Genomic DNA, 18,165 nt, shown 5'->3' on the forward strand with positions numbered 1-18,165 from the left:
AGCTACGACTTGGTTGAAGCAAGGTATCTCCGGCTCACTTCCTCGGCATGCTGACGAATCTCACTGCGAAGTTGGAGAGGTTCAATCACTTCGGCTTCACGTCCTAATCGGTAAAAGAATCGTACGGCCCAGTCCCATTCCCCTGGTGGACAAAGGAATGATAATTCCCAGAGATCCGGGGCAATTTCAGTCATCTTTTCACCAATATGCTCGTCCTGTTCAGCTTCAATCATTCCCCGATAACTCAGTTGTACCTTAACCAGGGTTGGCGGCTGTTCTGGAGGGATCGGCTTACTCTGCTGTTGCTCTGCCTGTTCATTAAGCATCTGTGCATCCTGTGGTTCGATCGCTTTGACTTCGATAATTCGGTCAACCCGGAACAGACGTTGTTCAACATGTTCGAGGGAATATGCTTCACAGTACCAGAAGCCAGAGGAAGCATATACCCGTGTGGGACAGATATGCAACCAACGCTGACGTGATGCGGAGCGATACAGCACACTAAGCCACCCGTGTTCGGGTATACATGCCAGCAGTGCGTCCAGATGAGGAAGAATGTAATTGCGGTCTGGAATATGATGATGCAGTTGTTTGAGCATGGGATCAATTCGCGACATAATATCATCCGGAATGATAGCCTTAACTTTGTTCATCAGGGTCCAGCGTTTCTCATGAAAGGGTGTGTCGGCGTAGCGACTTAGACCTTCAAGAGCGAATAGGAGCGTCGCTGCTTCTACCGGGTCCAGCTGTAATGGGGGTAATACGTAACCCTCCATAAGACTGAAACCGCCTCCCGGACCGGAAATGGCAATAATGGGCACATTCATCTCGGAGAGGGATTGAATATCCCGAAGAATCGTGCGACGGGAAACCTCAAATTTCTCACCTAATGAGTGTGCCGTTTCGTGACCATGCTGTAATGCCATTACAATGGCAGCAAGCCGATTTGTTCTGTTCATGTCAGCCACTCCGTTTCGATCTGCGCCGCCGGAAAGTGATGTCGTAGTTATATTTCTATTGTAACAACGAATAAGTGACATCATGAGTGTCACCAATATTTCAACTGTTCATTATTTTATAATGGATCAGCATCAGGATTCACAAGCATGTTCCGGCAGGCTTTGTTAAAATGTGTTTCTCGTCCAATTCGCTTTGCATACTGATATTTCCTTCTATCAAAAAGACCACAGATCATGCCAAAAACCCGTATCCGGTGTAGACGGATACGGGAAGTAGCAGCTTTTGGCTTACAGAAGACGATAAAGGTCTGAAATCTATACCAATATCCTCGCTGAAGACAATAACAAGTATAAAAGGAATGAATATGTGACACTTTGTATCGCGGGTATTTCTATCACATTATATTATTCCGAATGATTCCAATTAAGCGAAATCGCTTATTTCATTTCGAGCAATTGCACTCCACGGGCTTCAATCTCAACACTTCCCGAAAGCTCACGATTGGTGAGCAGATCATGTGCCTTAGTTGTTCCCAGATCATAGGATTGTGTGGTTGCGTTATGGTTCATGACAAACAGGTAGGGTCTGCCGTCTTTGGTTCGTGCGCTTACTTCAACACCTTCTGGTGTCTCAAGCAAGGATTCTACGTTCTTGGCTGCTGCAAGCTGTCCCAGCAAACCATCCAGGAAGCGCTCATCCGGGTCGGATGCAACGTACCAGGCTTCACCTTGACCAAAGGTATTACGTGTCACAACAGGCATGCCTTTATAAAAGTCGTCTCCATACTCCGCGATGACTTCGGCTCCTTCACTGTGCAGCAGGTCACACAGCATGCCGCAGCCATACTCTCCTTGAAGATCACCGTAGGTTTCTTTGAGGACAATGCGGTTCTTTTGCTCAGGCAGCAGGGCATCAATCTCTTCCACCCAGATTCCGAGCAGTTTACGGAGTTCTCCCGGATATCCACCTGTAGTCACGAGGTCGTTCTCGTTGACAATGCCGCTGAAGAAGGTCGTCAGGAATGTTCCACCTGCTTCAACAAACTTCTCCAATTTGGCGGCAAACCCTGGTTTAACCATGTAAAGAACAGGGGCAAGGACAATGTCGTATTTGCTCAAATCCGTATCCACACTGACGATATCTACCTGTATGTTACGACGGAAGAAGGTTGCGTAGTATTTATGGATCTGATCCACATAGTTCAGGGCAACCGTTGGTCCGCTTGATTTTTCGATGGCCCACCAGTTATCCCAGTCGAACACAATCGCTACTTTGGATTCAACAGATGCATCCAGCGTGGTATCTCCAAGGATCTGCAATTCCTTGCCCAGCTCAGCGACTTCGCGGAATACACGTGTATTCTCATGCCCAGCATGCTCAATAACTGCACCATGATACTTCTCACAGGCACCGATGGAGCGGCGAAGCTGGAAGAACATGATGGTATCAGCCCCGTGCGCAACAGATTGATAACTCCACAGACGCATGACACCTGGACGTTTCAGTGAGTTATATGGCTGCCAGTTCTGCTGACTTGGTGTTTGCTCCATCAGCATGAACGGTTGACCATCTTTCAGTCCGCGCATAAGGTCATGAGCCATTGCCGTGAAGCTGACGGGTGTTGCGAGACCGGGATAGCTGTCCCAGGATACGATATCCAAATATTTTGCCCATTTGAAATAGTCCAATTGCTTGAAGAATCCCATCAGATTGGTAGTAACGACGGAGTCCGGAATATGTTTTTTGATTGCATCGTATTCCAACAGATAACAATCCAGCATGCTGTCGGAGTTGAAGCGAGAGTAGTCCAGCGAGATTCCCTGGAACGTTGAATTATTGTTACCCCAATGTTCGCTCAGGTTACTTGGTAATACAATTTCGTCCCAATCGTAGAAGGTATGCCCCCAGAAATTCGTATTCCATGCTTTGTTGACCTGTTCCAGAGTCTGATAGCGTTCTTTCAGATACACGCGGAACGCTTTTTCACAGTTGTCACAGTAGCACTCACCGCCATATTCGTTGGAGATGTGCCATACGAGAACCGCGGGGTGATCCTTGTATCGTTCGGCCAGTTTATCCGCAATCTTCTCAGCGTATTTGCGATAGGTCGGGCTGTTGGGACAGGAATTATGGCGCCCACCGAATTTGCGTTTGCGTCCATCGGCATCTACACGAAGCACGTCTGGATATTTCTTTGCCATCCAGGCCGGATGGGCAGCAGTGCTTGTTGCAAGGCATATATAGACACCGTTTTCATGTAAACGATTAATCAGTTGGTCGAGTTCTTCAAAACGGTAAGTAACTTCATCAGGCTGAATCAGTGCCCATGAAAATACGTTGATTGTGGCAATATCAATGCCTGCTAATTGGAACATGCGCAGGTCTTCAAGGTGGGTTTCGTGATCCCACTGTTCCGGGTTATAATCGCCCCCGTAGAACATTTTGGGCAGTTTGTTACTAATCAATGTGTTCACCTCTTGTATAAGAATAATCCTATACTATATGATACATATGACTTTTAAAATATAATAAAAGTAATGACTGATATAAGAATACGGAAGTCTATTTCAGCTTGTACCCAAGGAGGCATCCCATGTTTATCTCCCCCCGACATCAACGATATTTCATGACATCACGTGATCAGCCGTTGCCCCTTTATATTGAGAGCCTGGGTTATAACGGCAATCAGGAGAAGGTGTCCAGACCTGTGGGGTATCCCTGTTACCATTGGCTTCAGACAGTAAAGGGAGCCGGAGAATTCAAGTTTGCCGGGTCCACGGTCGTACTGGGGGAAGCATCAGGTATTTTGCTGCCGCCAAATGAACCGCATGAATATGTGCGCGCCCAAGGAGAGTGGGAGACATTCTATATTACATTTGGCGGTTCCCAGTGTCCGGCAATCTTGGAGTCACTTAGTCTGGGTGAAGCAGCGTTGCATCAGTGGGAGCAGAGCAGTCCGTTCAATGATTACGGCCAGGAAGTGCTGGATTCGATCAGAAGTGATCAGGATTTGTCGGGACTCGAGGCGTCAGCGGATATATATCGATTTCTGATTTTGCTCAAAAAACATGGCATGACCGGCAATCGCTCTTCGATCTCTCATGCCGTGGAGAGACTCGCTCCGCTCATTGCATTTATGGAACAGCATTATGCGAATCCTGAGATTGGTCTCGAACATATGGCTGACGTCACGGGGATCTCATCCAGACATCTGAACACCTTGTTCAAGCAGTCCTTTGGCATGACAGCCTACAGTTATTTCATTTTGCTGCGCATTCGCAAAGCCAAGGAAATCATGACCGGGGATACCGCCCTGACGATTAGGGAGACTGCAGTTAGGGTAGGGTTTCGAGATGCTAGCCATTTTGTAGCAACTTTTCGCAGGATTGAGGGGGTGACTCCTGAACAATTCCGTAATTTGTACTAACATGTACCCAAATGAACAAAAAGTGATGCCAGGAAGGTATTGATGCGTTAGGGTCATTACCGTTATGATGGTATCGATTCCTGAGATTCGAAAACGTTTAAACGGACCCATGGTTCCGTTCTACTTGGAGAGGATGATTGAAGATGACAACAACTATACCCTTATGGGATCATGCTGCACCTTATGCAGCCCAGGGTCATGAAGACGAGATGCCACATTTGATTCCATTTATTCAGCCCGGTTCCGAGAGCGCTGTCATTGTATGTCCAGGGGGCGGCTATGGATTTTTGGCTGATCATGAAGGTGCTCCAATAGCGGAATTGTTGAACCGTGCAGGTATAAGTGCATTTGTCCTGAATTATCGGGTGGCGCCTCACCAGCATCCTGCACCGATAACAGATGGTCAGCGTGCCATACGTTATGTTCGTGCTCATGCTGAGCAGTATGGCATCAACCCTGCCAAGATTGCAGTACTTGGTTTCTCCGCAGGCGGACATCTCACAGCAACACTGGGAACGCTGTATGACGAGGGACAACCGGATCATGAGGACCTCATCGAACGCCAGAGTTCACGCCCGGACCGAGTTATTCTCTGTTATCCGGTCATTACGATGGAGTCCTATGGACATGCCGGTTCCCGTGAGAATTTGCTTGGGTCGGACGCCTCTGCCGAGCAGATCAAGGCTTTCAGTGCGGAGCAGCAGGTAAGAGCGGATGCTCCTGAAGCGTTCATCTGGCATACCAGCGATGACCAGGCAGTGCCTGTAGAGAATAGCTTGCGTTACGCACTTGCATTGGGTGCGCATGGCATCCCCTATGACTTGCACGTTTTTGAGAAAGGGTCACATGGACTTGGATTGGCTGAGGACAACCACGCGGTTCGGGTATGGTCAGATCTGTGTCTCACATGGCTCAAGAATCAAGGCTGGTAATCACTGATTGGATAACAACTTAACGGTCTGATTAATCAATTATTCTTATATTAGCGCCTTGGAGCGAAGGAGAAAATAACGATGAAATTGCAAAAAAATGACAAACTTCTGTTTATCGGGGATTCGATTACAGATTGTGGTCGGGAACATCCTGTAGGCGAAGGTAGTTCCGGTCTGGGACATGGTTACGTAGCGCAAGTCTATGCCCTCTTGCGGTCCATCTATCCGGAATTGATGTTGCGTGTCCAGAATGTGGGTAATGGTGGAAATACGATTCGTGATCTGAAACAGCGTTGGGATCGTGATGTGCTTGACCTTAAACCGGACTGGCTGACAATCATGATCGGTATTAATGATGTATGGCGTCAGTTCGACAACCCATTGTCAACAGACTCACATGTGTTTCTTGAAGAATACGAATCCACATTGCGTGAACTGGTGGCTTCGGTTCGTCCCAACCTGAAAGGTCTGGTGCTAATGACACCTTATTATCTTGAGGCTAATCCTGAAGACCCGATGCGGGCAACGATGGATATCTACGGAGAAGCGGTACGCAGGGTAGCGAATGAGTATGATGCAGTGTATGTGGATACACAGGCTGCATTTGCTCCATTTTGGGATCATTTCTATACGTCTGTGCTGACTTATGACCGGGTACATCCGGATGCAACGGGCCATATGGTACTGTCCAAAGCATTCTTGGATGCCATCGGATTCGAATGGTCAGGCGGCGTCAAATCTGAATAAGGACGTGATGGCATGAGCGACGTAACTGTAGCAGTACAAACCCCGGCATTACTGGGGGAAGGTCCAAGCTGGGATGCGGAGAACAATCGATTGTTGTGGGTAGATATTGAAAGCTTCAAGGTGCATGTGTATGATCCAGCTACAGGGCAGGATCAGGCTTATGATGTCGGTGAACATGTCGGGGCTGTTGTTCCCTATCGTGGTGACGAAGTTGTGGTTGCTTTACGCAGTGGATTCCATACGTATCACTTGCTTACGGGTGAGCTGCAGGCTATTGAAGACCCTGAACAAGATAAGGATACCAATCGTTTTAATGATGGAAAATGTGATGCGAAGGGTCGCTTCTGGGCAGGCACGATGAGCATGAATAATGAGAGCAAAGCCGGATCATTGTATTGTTTGGAGCAAGGGCAGCCCGTTCGCACAATGGTACAAGGTGTGTCTACATCCAACGGCCTGGGCTGGAGTCCAGATCGGCAGACCATGTATTACATTGATACCCCGACACGTTCTATTGACCGGTTTGATTTTGATCTGACGGCAGGTACGATACAGAATCGGACAAGTATCATTCACATACCGGAGGAATTTGGTTTTCCGGATGGGATGACGGTTGATGGTGAGGGCATGCTGTGGGTTGCGCACTGGGGCGGAGGAAGAGTCACTCGCTGGAACCCCCATACATCAGAACTGTTGCAACAGATCGAGGTGCCGGCAGATCAGGTAACATCCTGCTGTTTTGGTGGACCGGATCTCGAAGAGTTATACATTACAACAGCACGTATAGGGATTAAGGAAGAACGTCTGAAAGAGACACCGGATGCGGGCTCACTTTTTGTCATCAGACCGGGGGTTAAAGGGCAGGAGACTCACGCTTATGGTAGCCAGCAATAAACAGGTGCCAGTCATGCAGTGAACCTTAGTGAACCTCTGCCTGGGTTTGCCAGGTAAGAAACGATTTCATTTTTTACTCTTATATAAAATGTCAAAAGGTGCTGTTCTAACAGCATCTTTTTTTGTTGATTTAGATTATCGTCTGTATAGAACAAAAATAAAACGACTTTTCATTAAAGTAACGGACCGAACACTTCCATTTTGAGGTATTATTTGGATTGAAAATAAAGCTCTACGGAGGACGCATTAAATATGTAGGAAAGGGTGTAATTATGAAATTAAATCATCTGAACCTAACAGTTACTGATGTTCCAGCTGCTCGCGAGTTTTTAGAGACTTATTTTGGTATGAAATGTGAAGGTACGAGAGGAAACGCATTTGCAGTTATGTTTGATGATGAAGGCTTTATTCTCACTCTAATGAAGGGTAAAAACGTACTCTATCCAGTGACTTTTCATATCGGATTTCCCCAACCGACCGAACAAGAGGTTGACAGAATATATAGTCTTTTGAAAGACAATGGCTTTGAATTAGACGCACCTAAGCATGCACACGGTTATACTTTTTATGTTGAAGCCCCTGGTGGATTTACTGTTGAAGTCTTGTGTTAATCTATATCCCATTGAAGTCGCTATTTTAGCGGCTTTTTTTGTTGTATAAACGATTTTAAACACTGAAAATATTTTACAAAAATCGGAATTTCGACAGAGGGGTTTGGAGATTGCCAGCGAATGTTATTTATTGAAAGTATTATCCAGATAACCGCGAATCAAGAACAATTATGTAAGCGCTTAACAATATGACTGAAAGGGGGTGAGGCTTCTTGTATCAAGGGATGCATTGATTCGTCTGGCACGCCATCATCAGCACGATGAGACAGCGGGGATAGACCGAAATGCAGTAACGAAGTAGAAGAGGAGGATAAGTTGATATGAGAACGTTTATGGGTAAATTGCGAATGATGAGTCTGACGGTTGCCGTAGTAACCGCTTCGCTGGGAGGACTTGCTGGAACGACACTGGCGGCACCAAGTGAAGCCTATGAGTGGAAAAATGTGGTGACGGGTGCAGGAGGCGGGTTTGTACCGGGCATTATTTTCAACGAGTCGGAAAAGGATCTGATCTATGCCCGTACGGATATCGGGGGAGCCTATCGCTGGAATGCGGCTGACGAGAGGTGGATACCCTTAACAGATTTTGTTGGCTGGGATGACTGGAACAAGAATGGTGTGGATGCACTGGCTACGGACCCGGTTGATCCCGATCGGGTGTATATGGCAGTTGGGACTTATACGAATTCGTGGGACCAAAATAATGGCTCCATCTTGCGCTCTACGGACCGGGGAGATACATGGCAAACCACAACACTTCCATTCAAAGTGGGTGGCAACATGCCGGGACGTTCAATGGGAGAACGCCTGACCGTGGACCCAAATGATAACAGTATCCTGTATTTCGGTGCACGAAGTGGTCATGGGTTATGGAAAAGTACCGATTACGGTGTGACCTGGACCGAAGTCACAAGCTTCCCGAATCCGGGAAATTATGTGCAAGATCCTTCGAATGAATATACCAGTGACATCGTAGGTCTGGCATGGATTACGTTTGACAAAACAACAGGTTCGGCAGGGCAAGCAACCCAGACAATCTATGTGGGTGTTGCGGATAAAGCTCAAAGCGTGTATCGCAGCACAAATGGCGGCTTGACCTGGTCAGCAGTTGCTGGTCAACCTACAGGTTATATTCCGCATCATGGTGTGTTTGATTCAGACGGAAGCCTCTATATTACGTACAGCGATGGTGTTGGACCGTATGATGGGGAAAAAGGTGACGTGTGGAAACTGAATACATCGACAGGTGTCTGGAGCAACATCAGCCCTGTTCCAAGCAGCAGCACGGATAATTATTTTGGATATGGCGGATTGGCTGTTGATGCACAGAATCCCGGTACATTGATGGTTGCTACATTGAATTCCTGGTGGCCGGATGCCACCTTGTTCCGCAGTACAGATGGCGGAGCGACGTGGACACGCATATGGGAATTTGAAGGATATCCGAACCGGAAGTTGCGTTATACACAGGATATTTCGGCAGCGCCATGGCTCACATTTGGCACCAATCCTGCCCCACCCGAAACAACCCCAAAATTGGGCTGGATGATCGGTGATCTGGAGATTGATCCGTTTGATTCGGATCGCATGATGTATGGAACAGGTGCTACGATCTATGGGACGAAGAACCTGACAGACTGGGATGATGACGAAAAAATCAATATTTCAGTGATGGCGAAAGGGGTTGAGGAGATTGCCGTACTGGATCTGATCAGCCCGCCAAGTGGTGCACATTTGATAAGTGGAGTGGGGGATGTCTCCGGATTCCGTCATAACAATCTGGACCAGGCGCCAGCTACCATATTTACGAGCCCGAACTATTCTTCCACAGAAAGTCTGGATTTTGCAGAGTTAAGTCCAAATACGATGGTTCGCGTAGGTAAAGCAGATTATGCTGCTGATCCAAATGCAAAATCCATTGGTTTGTCCAGTGACGGAGGTACTACGTGGTATAAGGCCAATGCAGAACCTGCCGGCACAACCGGAGGAGGGACCGTAGCCATCTCTGCGAATGGTAACCAACTCGTATGGAGCACATCAGATAAAGGTGTACATTATTCGACTGGCGGCAATTCATGGACGGCAAGCACGGGGATACCTGCACAGGCAAAAGTGATTTCGGATCGTGTCAATCCAAACAAATTTTATGGATTTGCAGCCGGTAAAATCTATGTGAGTGTGAATGGTGGTGCTACTTTCACGGCCTCACCTGCGACCGGACTTCCGATGGAAGGAAATGCCGATCTGGATGCCGTTCCAGGCGTTGAAGGCGAACTCTGGTTTGCTGGTGGTAGTGAGGAAGAAGGTCCTTACGGATTATGGCATTCCACGGATTCAGGAGCGACATTCACGAAGCTTGCCAATGTAGAGGAAGCAGACAGTATCGGATTTGGTAAAGCGGCCCCTGGGCAAAACGTTGTTGCGTTATACACGGTTGCACAGATCGATGGAACACGTGGATTCTTCCGCTCCGATGACGGTGGGGCTAATTGGGTTCGTATCAATGATGATCAGCATCAGTATGCTCGTGTAACCACGATTACGGGTGATCCGCGTTTGTATGGAAGAGTATATCTCGGAACAAATGGCCGCGGAATTTTATATGCTGACCGTGTTGGAGGTAACAATGGCGGTGGAGACGGCGGGGGTACACCAGTGACCAACTCTGTGATTACACCGGTTACAGCCGAATTTGATCGCAAAGCAGGCAATCAGGTTAATATTCCAGTCACGTTAACGCTGAACGGCAATACACTTGTCTCCATTCGCAACGGGAATACAACGCTGGTTTCAGGTACAGATTACACGTTGACAGGCAATGAGGTCGTATTAAGTAAAAACTACCTGGCTTCACTGCCAAATGGCGCAGCGGCGCTAACCTTTCAATTCAGCGCAGGCGCTCATGCGACCTTGAATCTGCTTAATAAAGACACGACAGCTGCACCTGTTGGAACCATACGCATTGAGATGTTTAACAGCAACACTTCAGCAACGGGCAGCTCGATTAGTCCCAAATTCAAACTGACAAATACGGATACTACAGCTTTGAATCTGTCTGATGTGAAAATCAGATACTATTATACGATAAACGGTGAACAGCCTCAGAACTTCTTCGCTGACTGGGCGACTGCTGGCAGTTCGAATGTAACAGGCACGTTCAGTGCACTCAATCCAGTTCGGACAGGTGCTGACCACGTGCTTGAGATTGGATTCACAGCTTCCGCTGGAACTCTGAATGCAGGACAAAGCACGGAAATCCATACGCGCATCTCAAAGAACAATTGGACCAACTATACGCAAACGGATGATTATTCTTTTGCAGGTAGTCAGACTTCCTATACGGACTGGTCCAAAGTCACCGGTTATATCGCGGGAAGTCTCCAATGGGGAATTGAACCATAAGTGAGTGATTTAACGAAATAGGATTGAAATAGGGGTCCTGATTCGCCAAATGATCAAATGGCGAGTCGGGGCTTCTTATTTTGTCGAAATATAGTGTAAACTATAGATAGTTACCATTGCTTAAAGGATCATTTTAAGATATAAAAAGATGTACAATCAATTTAAAATTAATGTAACCGCTAACACTGGAAAGTGTTTATAACCGATATATAATAGTTGGTATAGCCTGTACAGATATAGAGGAAAGATTAGACAAGGGGGTCGCGATCATGAACCGGTTGTGCAAGGTGCTGATTGTTGACGATGAGTTTCTGGTAAGACAGGGCATAAAGCACCATATGAACTGGGAAGCGGAAGGATTTATCATTGTGGGTGAAGCTTCCAACGGTGAAGAAGGATTACAGCAGGTGAACCTGTTAAAACCGGATATTGTGATCACCGATATTGTCATGCCTGTCATGGATGGCGAAACGTTTGTCCGTACACTAAAAGCCAGTAATCCGCAGATTGAAGTTATTGTACTTAGCAGCTTCAGTGAATTCGAGTATGTACGTTCAACGCTTCAGCACGGGGCAGCCGATTATATACTGAAACCCAAGCTGGATACAAATGAATTATTGCAAGTCCTTCAACGCACAGCGGGTAAAATTCCGGAGCTACAGTTCGAGCCGTCGCACGATGGCTGGAGACTTGGGCAACTGATGGAGAAGATGCTGTCCGGATTTACACTGGATGAAGATAGCGAAATGCCGATGATTCGAGATACCTTTCCGTATGAATCCTTTCGCTTGCTTGTGTATAAACCCGTGGGTGCTGGGGGAAATCCACTGAAGATGGATCAGGAACAGATTGAATCCAAGCTCAGGAGCGATCTGCCTGAAGTAGAATGTGCAATGGTTCCCGCAGAGGGTACATTACCTGTAATGCTTCTTAATGTCGACCCTGCAAGAGATGAATGGATGCTTGAACGGATCAGACAGTTGGCCAGTGAAAATGCAGCAGGAGAAGGCAGTCCTGGTTGGGTGCTTAGTGAAAGCTTTACTTCATTTGAACAAATGGGTGTTGTTTACCGGGAACATCTGATTAAGCTGATTGAATATCGCTTCTATTATAAGGATCGACCAATCCTGGTGTATGGTGAACTGCCTCCAATGCATCCCGCAGGTTATCAGTTTAATGTGAATATGTTTTTGCAGCATGTGAAGCGTAACCGGGTCGAAGCGGCAAGGGAGTATTTACAGGATCATGCAAAAACACTTGGACGGGATTATATTGCGGATGTGTTTGAGATCAAATCATTTCTCGGTAACTTGATCTTCAACGTGACCATTACACTCGCGGATATGGATGTCCAGTCCACCGGGCTGGAAGAGAGCAAATATACGTATTTTAAAAATGTGGACGGGGCTTCAAGTCTGGACGAAGTCATGACTGTGCTTGACCAATTCATGACCGAAGTTCAGGAGTGCACCGCTGGTTCGGGTGGAAAACGAAGTGATCCCAACATGAAGATGCTGCTGGATTACATGCATGAGCACTTTGATCAGCCGCTCGGGCTTGCTGAAGTAGCCAAGCATTTTCATTTTAATCCATCGTATTTATCCAGTTATTTCTCATCTCACAAAAAAGAAGGATTTAATGAATACTTAAATAAAATTCGGATAGAAAAAGCCGAGGAACTGCTCCGATCCGATGATGTAACGATCTCTGAGATTAGCAGTATGGTAGGCTATTCCGATCATAGTTACTTTTGCAAAGTGTTCAAAAAATTCACTGGATTATCACCAAGCCGATACCGGCGCAAATTCTGGGCATAAAGTCAGAAGGATAAAATCATGAAGAAATGGATGAACCAATTATCTCGTCTCGGATTGTTTCCCAAGTTGTTTCTGGTTATGGTGGTCAGTATTGTCCTCGTTTCTGTACTCATCTTATGGACGACCATTCACATGTCAACCAATCTGTTTACTGAGACGTTCAGTATCACAAACTCCAAGGTGCTTAATCAGATCAAGACCAATTTTGAATCCTTTAATGAGGCCATTGCTGCCGTATCGAATAATGTGATGCAGAGTGGATCGATCCGAGGATTCCTGTCCGAAGGAGATGCCGATTCCCTCACGATGGCCAAATCCTTCTATAATATGAGGGAAACGATGGATCGAATTCAATCCATCACAGAATCCTACGAAGTAGGGATAACAATTATCGGGATTAATGGACGGAGCTATTCCACGAATCGTGCTCACCTTCAGTTGTCCGTGGATGAATTGAAGCAGGAGCCAATTACGATGGAAGCCGCTGAGACGCCGAGTCGGCTTATCTTTGATGTTTACCAAAACGAGGCAACGATCGGGAGTCAGCAGATGATCTCTGCGACGAAAGCGTTGACGGACCGAACACGCAGCCGAATATACGGTACGCTCTATGTCACGATGAGAGAAGACATATTCCGGCAATTTTACAGCAGCTTTACAAGTCGTGGCAATGATGTGGTCATTATGAATGAAAAAGGTGAGATTGTATCATCGAATCGTGAAGACTGGATCGGAACAACTCAGCTGGATTTGCTATCGTATGCCCGGGATATGAACAACAACTCTCCGAGAAGTATTAATGCTCGTGTGATGGATCAGGATAGCGTTGTGCTATCCGAGTATCTACCGTTCTATCGGTTTTATATTGTCAATGTAGTGGATAAGGACCTGGCGATGGGTCAACTTATCGACATGAAGACGGTTGCCCTGATCTGTGCAGCTATCGTTGTGGGGGCACTCATCCTTGTGTTTCTCATCACCAGCCAGATTACCAAGTCACTGCGCAGACTTGTGAAGCAAATGTCCAACATTACAAAAAGTGATCTGGACAACTACATTCCGGTGAGTGGAAGCTACGAGAGCAGGCAGCTTGGTCATGCTTACAATTACATGCTTGATGAACTGCATGATTATGTGGATCAGTTAGTACAGACACAGCATGAACAACGCAACGCAGAGCTTGCGGCATTACAGAGTCAGATTAATCCTCACTTCTTGTACAATACACTTGCATCTGTCAAAGTTCTGGTGCAACAAGGCAACAAAGACAGGGCTGCGGAGACCATTAACGCATTAATTGGATTGCTGCAAAATACGATCAGTGATGTGAGTCAGACGGTTACAGTGGAGCAAGAAGTCGAGAACTTGAAAAATTATGTCTTCATTAATCACGTCAGATATGGTGGCCGGATTAAAGCAGCTTTCTACGTTGCGCCGGATTGTACACACTATCATGTACCCAAACTGGTGATCCAGCCGTTTATCGAGAATGCATTTTTCCATGGATTTATCAAGAAAGAAACGGGTACGATTCATGTCATGGTTTCCAGAGCGGGAGAATCACTCATCTGTGAGATCATGGACAATGGGGATGGAATTGAAGGGCTTGTCATGGGAGAAACATTGCCCAATCCAAAGAACAATCGTCAACTATTCAGTGGTATCGGTATTCGCAACGTACATGACCGTATTGAGTTATTATATGGTTCACCTTACGGTGTCACGATTATGAGCAATGTCGGTGAAGGGACGAGAGTAACGGTTACATTGCCTTTAATCACGAGTTGAATTGGAACCCGATTCGATTGAATACACTAAAATCGAGATCCCTCGCTTCTGTTTTCTACAGAGGCGGGGGATTTTCACGTGTCAGAGGTAAAGCGGGTGAAATCATTTTTGTACTATTTCAAGATCAAGAAATTACAAAATCAAAAGAAATTACAAAAAACCAAATTTAATGCAAACGGTTTCTGTAAAGGTTTTCATTGTGGCAATAAGATGACAAATCCGTACAAAATTATTACTAACGAATGGAGATATGGGAATGATAAGATGAATACATCGAAAGCAACCGCTTTCAGAAAACGTAAACAAATTACACACAAAGAGGTCGAAGGGGAGTTGAATGTTTTGAAAAAAATGTGGGTATTGATGCTCGTTACAGTACTGCTGTTGTCCGCATGTTCATCCGGTGGCGGAGGTAATTCCGCTAGTGGTGGTGACGAAAAAACAAACGAAATTACGGTCTGGGCTTGGGACAAAGCTTTTAACGTAGCTGCAATGGAAACAGCAAAAGAAGCATATCAAAAAGCAAATCCTGATGTGAAAATTAACATCATTGAATACGCTCAAGCTGATATCATTCAGAAACTGAACACAGGTCTTAACTCCGGAACTGCCAGCGGTCTTCCAAACGTAGTTCTGATTGAAGACTATCGTTCACAAAGCTTCCTGAATGCATATCCTGATGCGTTCAAAGATCTGTCTTCCAGTATCACGGCTTCCGATTTTGCAGATTACAAACTCGGACCAACAGCGTTTGATGGCAAACAATACGGAGTACCATTTGACTCCGGCGTTGCTGGTTTGTACTACAGAACAGACCTGCTGGAGCAAGCTGGCTACAAAGCAGCTGACCTGCAAGACATCACTTGGGATGACTACATCCAAATTGGTAAAGACGTAAAAGCTAAAACAGGTAAAGAGCTTCTTTCTCTTGACCCGAATGACCTTGGTTTGATTCGTATGATGATCCAAACTGCAGGTAAATGGTATTCCGCAGAAGATGGTAAAACACCTGACATTGCTAATAATGCTGCTCTGAAAGAAGCGTTTATTACTTACAAAGCAATGATGGATGCCAACATTGTTAAATTGCACTCTGACTGGAGTCAATTCGTTGCCAACGCCAATAACGGTAGCGTAGCAACAATTCCTACAGGTAACTGGTTCTCACCATCTGTACGTCAAGAAGCTTCCCAATCCGGTAAATGGGCTGTAGCTCCAATGCCGAAAATGGCTGGTCAACCAAACTCTGTTCACGCATCCAACTTGGGTGGTAGCTCTTGGTATGTTATGAACAACGTTCCTGGTGCAGATCAAGCAGCTGATTTTGTAGCAAAAACATTTGGTTCTGACAAACAATTGTATCAAGATCTGTTGAACAACATCGGCGCAATTGGTACGTACAAACCAGCAGTTGATGGTGACGCGTATGCCAAAGCAGACGAGTACTTCGGCGGACAAAAAATCTTCACAGACTTTGCGAATTGGACGAAAGAAATTCCAAGCGTAAACTATGGTATCAACACATATGCCATTGAAGATATTCTGGTAGTAGAAATGCAAGCATTCCTGAACGGTAAATCAATCGATGACGTTCTGGCTGATGCACAAAAACAAGCTGAAGCACAATTAAACTAAGATACCCAAGGTAACTTATAGAACCCTAGGAAACATCGGAGCCGTCTCCCATGTCCGGCGCAAGTCGAACCGGATATGGCGAGAGGCTCCGTGGGTTCTACCCATGTTCCATGGAGAGAGAGGAGCCATACTGTGAAAGCCATGAATACAGGAGACAGTCTCCAAAAGAAAAATAATTTGACTGGATGGGCTTTTGTTTTGCTGGCTGTTGTCGGGATTGTTGCATTTTACTTCTACCCGATGATCCAAGCGCTGCTCTTATCGTTCAAGTCTGGTGTAGGAGCCAATCTTGAATTTTCGGGCCTTTCTAACTACAAAAGATTGTTAGTTGATACAACGTTCCGTACAGCATTATCGAATACATTTATCTACTTGATCATTCAAGTGCCTGTAATGATTATTCTCGGTTTGTTTATTTCCGTATTGCTGAATGACAGCACACTACGCTTCCGGAGCTTCTTCCGTACAGCGATTTTCTTGCCTTGTGTAACTTCATTGGTAGCGTACTCTGTTGTATTCAAATATTTGTTTGCACCAGATGGAATGGTGAATCAATTCCTTATGGGCTTGCACATTATTGGCGATCCAATTCAATGGATCACAGACCCGTTCTGGGCTAAAATTACGATCATAATCGCCGTTACTTGGCGTTGGACCGGATATAACATGATTTTCTATCTGTCATCCCTGCAAAACATCGATCAATCGATCTATGAAGCTGCAAGAATTGACGGAGCGAATGCTTTTACACAATTCTTCAAAATCACAGTACCTTTGCTTAAACCGATTATCCTCTTCACGTCGATCACATCAACGATTGGTACATTACAAATCTTCGATGAGATCATGAATATTACCAAAGGTGGTCCAGGTAATGCGACCATGTCGATTTCACAATACATCTACAACCTTTCGTTCAAATATTCACCGGACTTCGGTTATGCAGCAACAGTGTCTTATTCCATCGTAATCTTGATTATTGTATTGTCCATCATCCAGTTTAAAGTGGCAGGTGATAATAAAAATGGCTAAAGCTAAAGCAAAACGGATTTTCACGTATGTGTTCCTATCCATCGTCGCCTTTGTATCCATTTTCCCTTTCTTCTGGATGCTGGTCAGTTCAACAAATGCATCAGTCGATGTCACCAAGGGTAGACTGCTGCCGGGTTCAGCTTTCATTGATAACTTTAACAAACTGATTGATTCGACAAATCTGGTACAGGCTCTCGGAAACTCGGCGATTATCTCTGTAATCTCCACTGTCTTGGCACTGTTTATTGGTTCCATGGCAGGTTATGGCTTCGAGGTATATCGCACGAAGTCCCGTGATGTCGTGTTTAATATCCTGTTGTTGTCCATGATGATCCCGTTTGCAGCGATTATGGTACCATTGTATCGTATGTTCGCAACAATCTCGGGAGTTGCACCGGTTATCGGAATCAACACGATGGCAGCAGTGATCCTGCCAACCATCGCAACAGCGTTCCTGATCTTTTTCTTCCGTCAGAACACCAAAATGTTCCCGAAAGACTTGCTGGAAGCTGGACGTATTGATGGTTTGAGTGAACTCGGCATCTTCTTGAAGATCTATATGCCAACCATGAAAACAACATATGCAGCGGCAGCAATCATTACATTCATGAGTAGTTGGAACAACTATCTGTGGCCACTCATTGTATTGCAAACACCTGACCAACAAACGATTCCGCTATTGATCTCAAATCTGGGTGCTGGTTATTCTCCAGATTACGGAGTAATCATGACAGCAATCGTTATTGCAACACTGCCTACAGCAATCGTTTTCTTCATCATGCAGAAACATTTTGTTGCAGGTATGGTAGGTTCCGTGAAGTAATGAAAACAGCATAATCCGTGCAAATGACGGGTGCAGGAAAGAAGAGAGGGCGCTGTTATGGCGTACCTCTGTCTTTTTTGTTTATGTAAAGCAAAAGG

At 45.7% G+C, this 18,165-nt stretch carries 13 protein-coding genes; 11 read left to right on the forward strand and 2 right to left on the reverse strand.

From position 1 onward, the window contains the following. Positions 1–2 precede the first annotated feature (2 nt). Together MHH92_RS10615 and MHH92_RS10620 are read right to left on the reverse strand one after the other, a co-directional pair. Positions 3–959 carry a helix-turn-helix transcriptional regulator gene (locus MHH92_RS10615; RefSeq protein WP_047842441.1) on the reverse strand — a complete coding sequence of 319 codons (957 nt, stop codon included), beginning with the start codon at positions 957–959 and terminating at the stop codon, positions 3–5. Positions 960–1,397: 438 nt separating this feature from the next. After that, entirely contained in the window at positions 1,398–3,425 is a 2,028-nt protein-coding gene (locus MHH92_RS10620) for a beta-galactosidase (protein WP_340903621.1), read from the reverse strand. A gap of 128 nt (positions 3,426–3,553) precedes the next feature. Here MHH92_RS10620 and MHH92_RS10625 point away from each other — a divergent pair, with 128 nt between their 5' ends. The 11 genes from MHH92_RS10625 to MHH92_RS10675 all read left to right on the forward strand — a co-directional run bounded on the left by MHH92_RS10625 (position 3,554) and on the right by MHH92_RS10675 (position 18,067). Further along, a complete protein-coding gene (locus MHH92_RS10625; RefSeq protein ID WP_101313423.1) occupies positions 3,554–4,387 on the forward strand; it encodes an AraC family transcriptional regulator in 834 nt (277 codons plus the stop codon). A 143-nt stretch (positions 4,388–4,530) separates the two neighbouring features. Then, a complete protein-coding gene (locus MHH92_RS10630) occupies positions 4,531–5,319 on the forward strand; it encodes an alpha/beta hydrolase (protein ID WP_036609494.1) in 789 nt (262 codons plus the stop codon). 81 nt (positions 5,320–5,400) lie between these two features. After that, positions 5,401–6,066, forward strand: coding sequence for an SGNH/GDSL hydrolase family protein (locus MHH92_RS10635; protein ID WP_076208943.1), 666 nt, complete (start codon positions 5,401–5,403; stop codon positions 6,064–6,066). A 12-nt stretch (positions 6,067–6,078) separates the two neighbouring features. Continuing rightward, a complete protein-coding gene (locus tag MHH92_RS10640; protein ID WP_036609490.1) occupies positions 6,079–6,960 on the forward strand; it encodes an SMP-30/gluconolactonase/LRE family protein in 882 nt (293 codons plus the stop codon). Positions 6,961–7,232: 272 nt separating this feature from the next. After that, a complete protein-coding gene (locus MHH92_RS10645) occupies positions 7,233–7,571 on the forward strand; it encodes a VOC family protein (RefSeq protein WP_133384299.1) in 339 nt (112 codons plus the stop codon). A 320-nt stretch (positions 7,572–7,891) separates the two neighbouring features. Next, on the forward strand, positions 7,892–10,972 hold the full coding sequence (locus MHH92_RS10650; RefSeq protein WP_445744668.1) for a X2-like carbohydrate binding domain-containing protein: 3,081 nt from the start codon (positions 7,892–7,894) through the stop codon (positions 10,970–10,972). Positions 10,973–11,241: 269 nt separating this feature from the next. After that, positions 11,242–12,789: a response regulator transcription factor gene (locus MHH92_RS10655; RefSeq protein ID WP_340903625.1), complete on the forward strand. Its 1,548-nt coding sequence runs from the start codon at positions 11,242–11,244 to the stop codon at positions 12,787–12,789. 18 nt (positions 12,790–12,807) lie between these two features. Then, entirely contained in the window at positions 12,808–14,577 is a 1,770-nt protein-coding gene (locus tag MHH92_RS10660) for a sensor histidine kinase (RefSeq protein ID WP_340903626.1), read from the forward strand. 351 nt (positions 14,578–14,928) lie between these two features. Continuing rightward, complete coding sequence (locus tag MHH92_RS10665) at positions 14,929–16,212, forward strand: extracellular solute-binding protein (protein ID WP_240768107.1); 1,284 nt, start codon at positions 14,929–14,931, stop codon at positions 16,210–16,212. A gap of 141 nt (positions 16,213–16,353) precedes the next feature. After that, positions 16,354–17,244 (forward strand): carbohydrate ABC transporter permease, encoded by an 891-nt coding sequence (locus MHH92_RS10670; RefSeq protein ID WP_036610887.1) that lies wholly within the window; start codon positions 16,354–16,356, stop codon positions 17,242–17,244. After that, entirely contained in the window at positions 17,237–18,067 is an 831-nt protein-coding gene (locus tag MHH92_RS10675) for a carbohydrate ABC transporter permease (protein WP_062833750.1), read from the forward strand. The genes MHH92_RS10670 and MHH92_RS10675 overlap by 8 nt, the downstream gene beginning before the upstream one ends. Positions 18,068–18,165: the final 98 nt, after the last annotated feature.

The sequence above is a fragment of the Paenibacillus sp. FSL M7-1414 genome (assembly GCF_038003195.1).
In the GTDB taxonomy this organism is placed as follows: Bacteria; Bacillota; Bacilli; order Paenibacillales; family Paenibacillaceae; genus Paenibacillus; species Paenibacillus amylolyticus.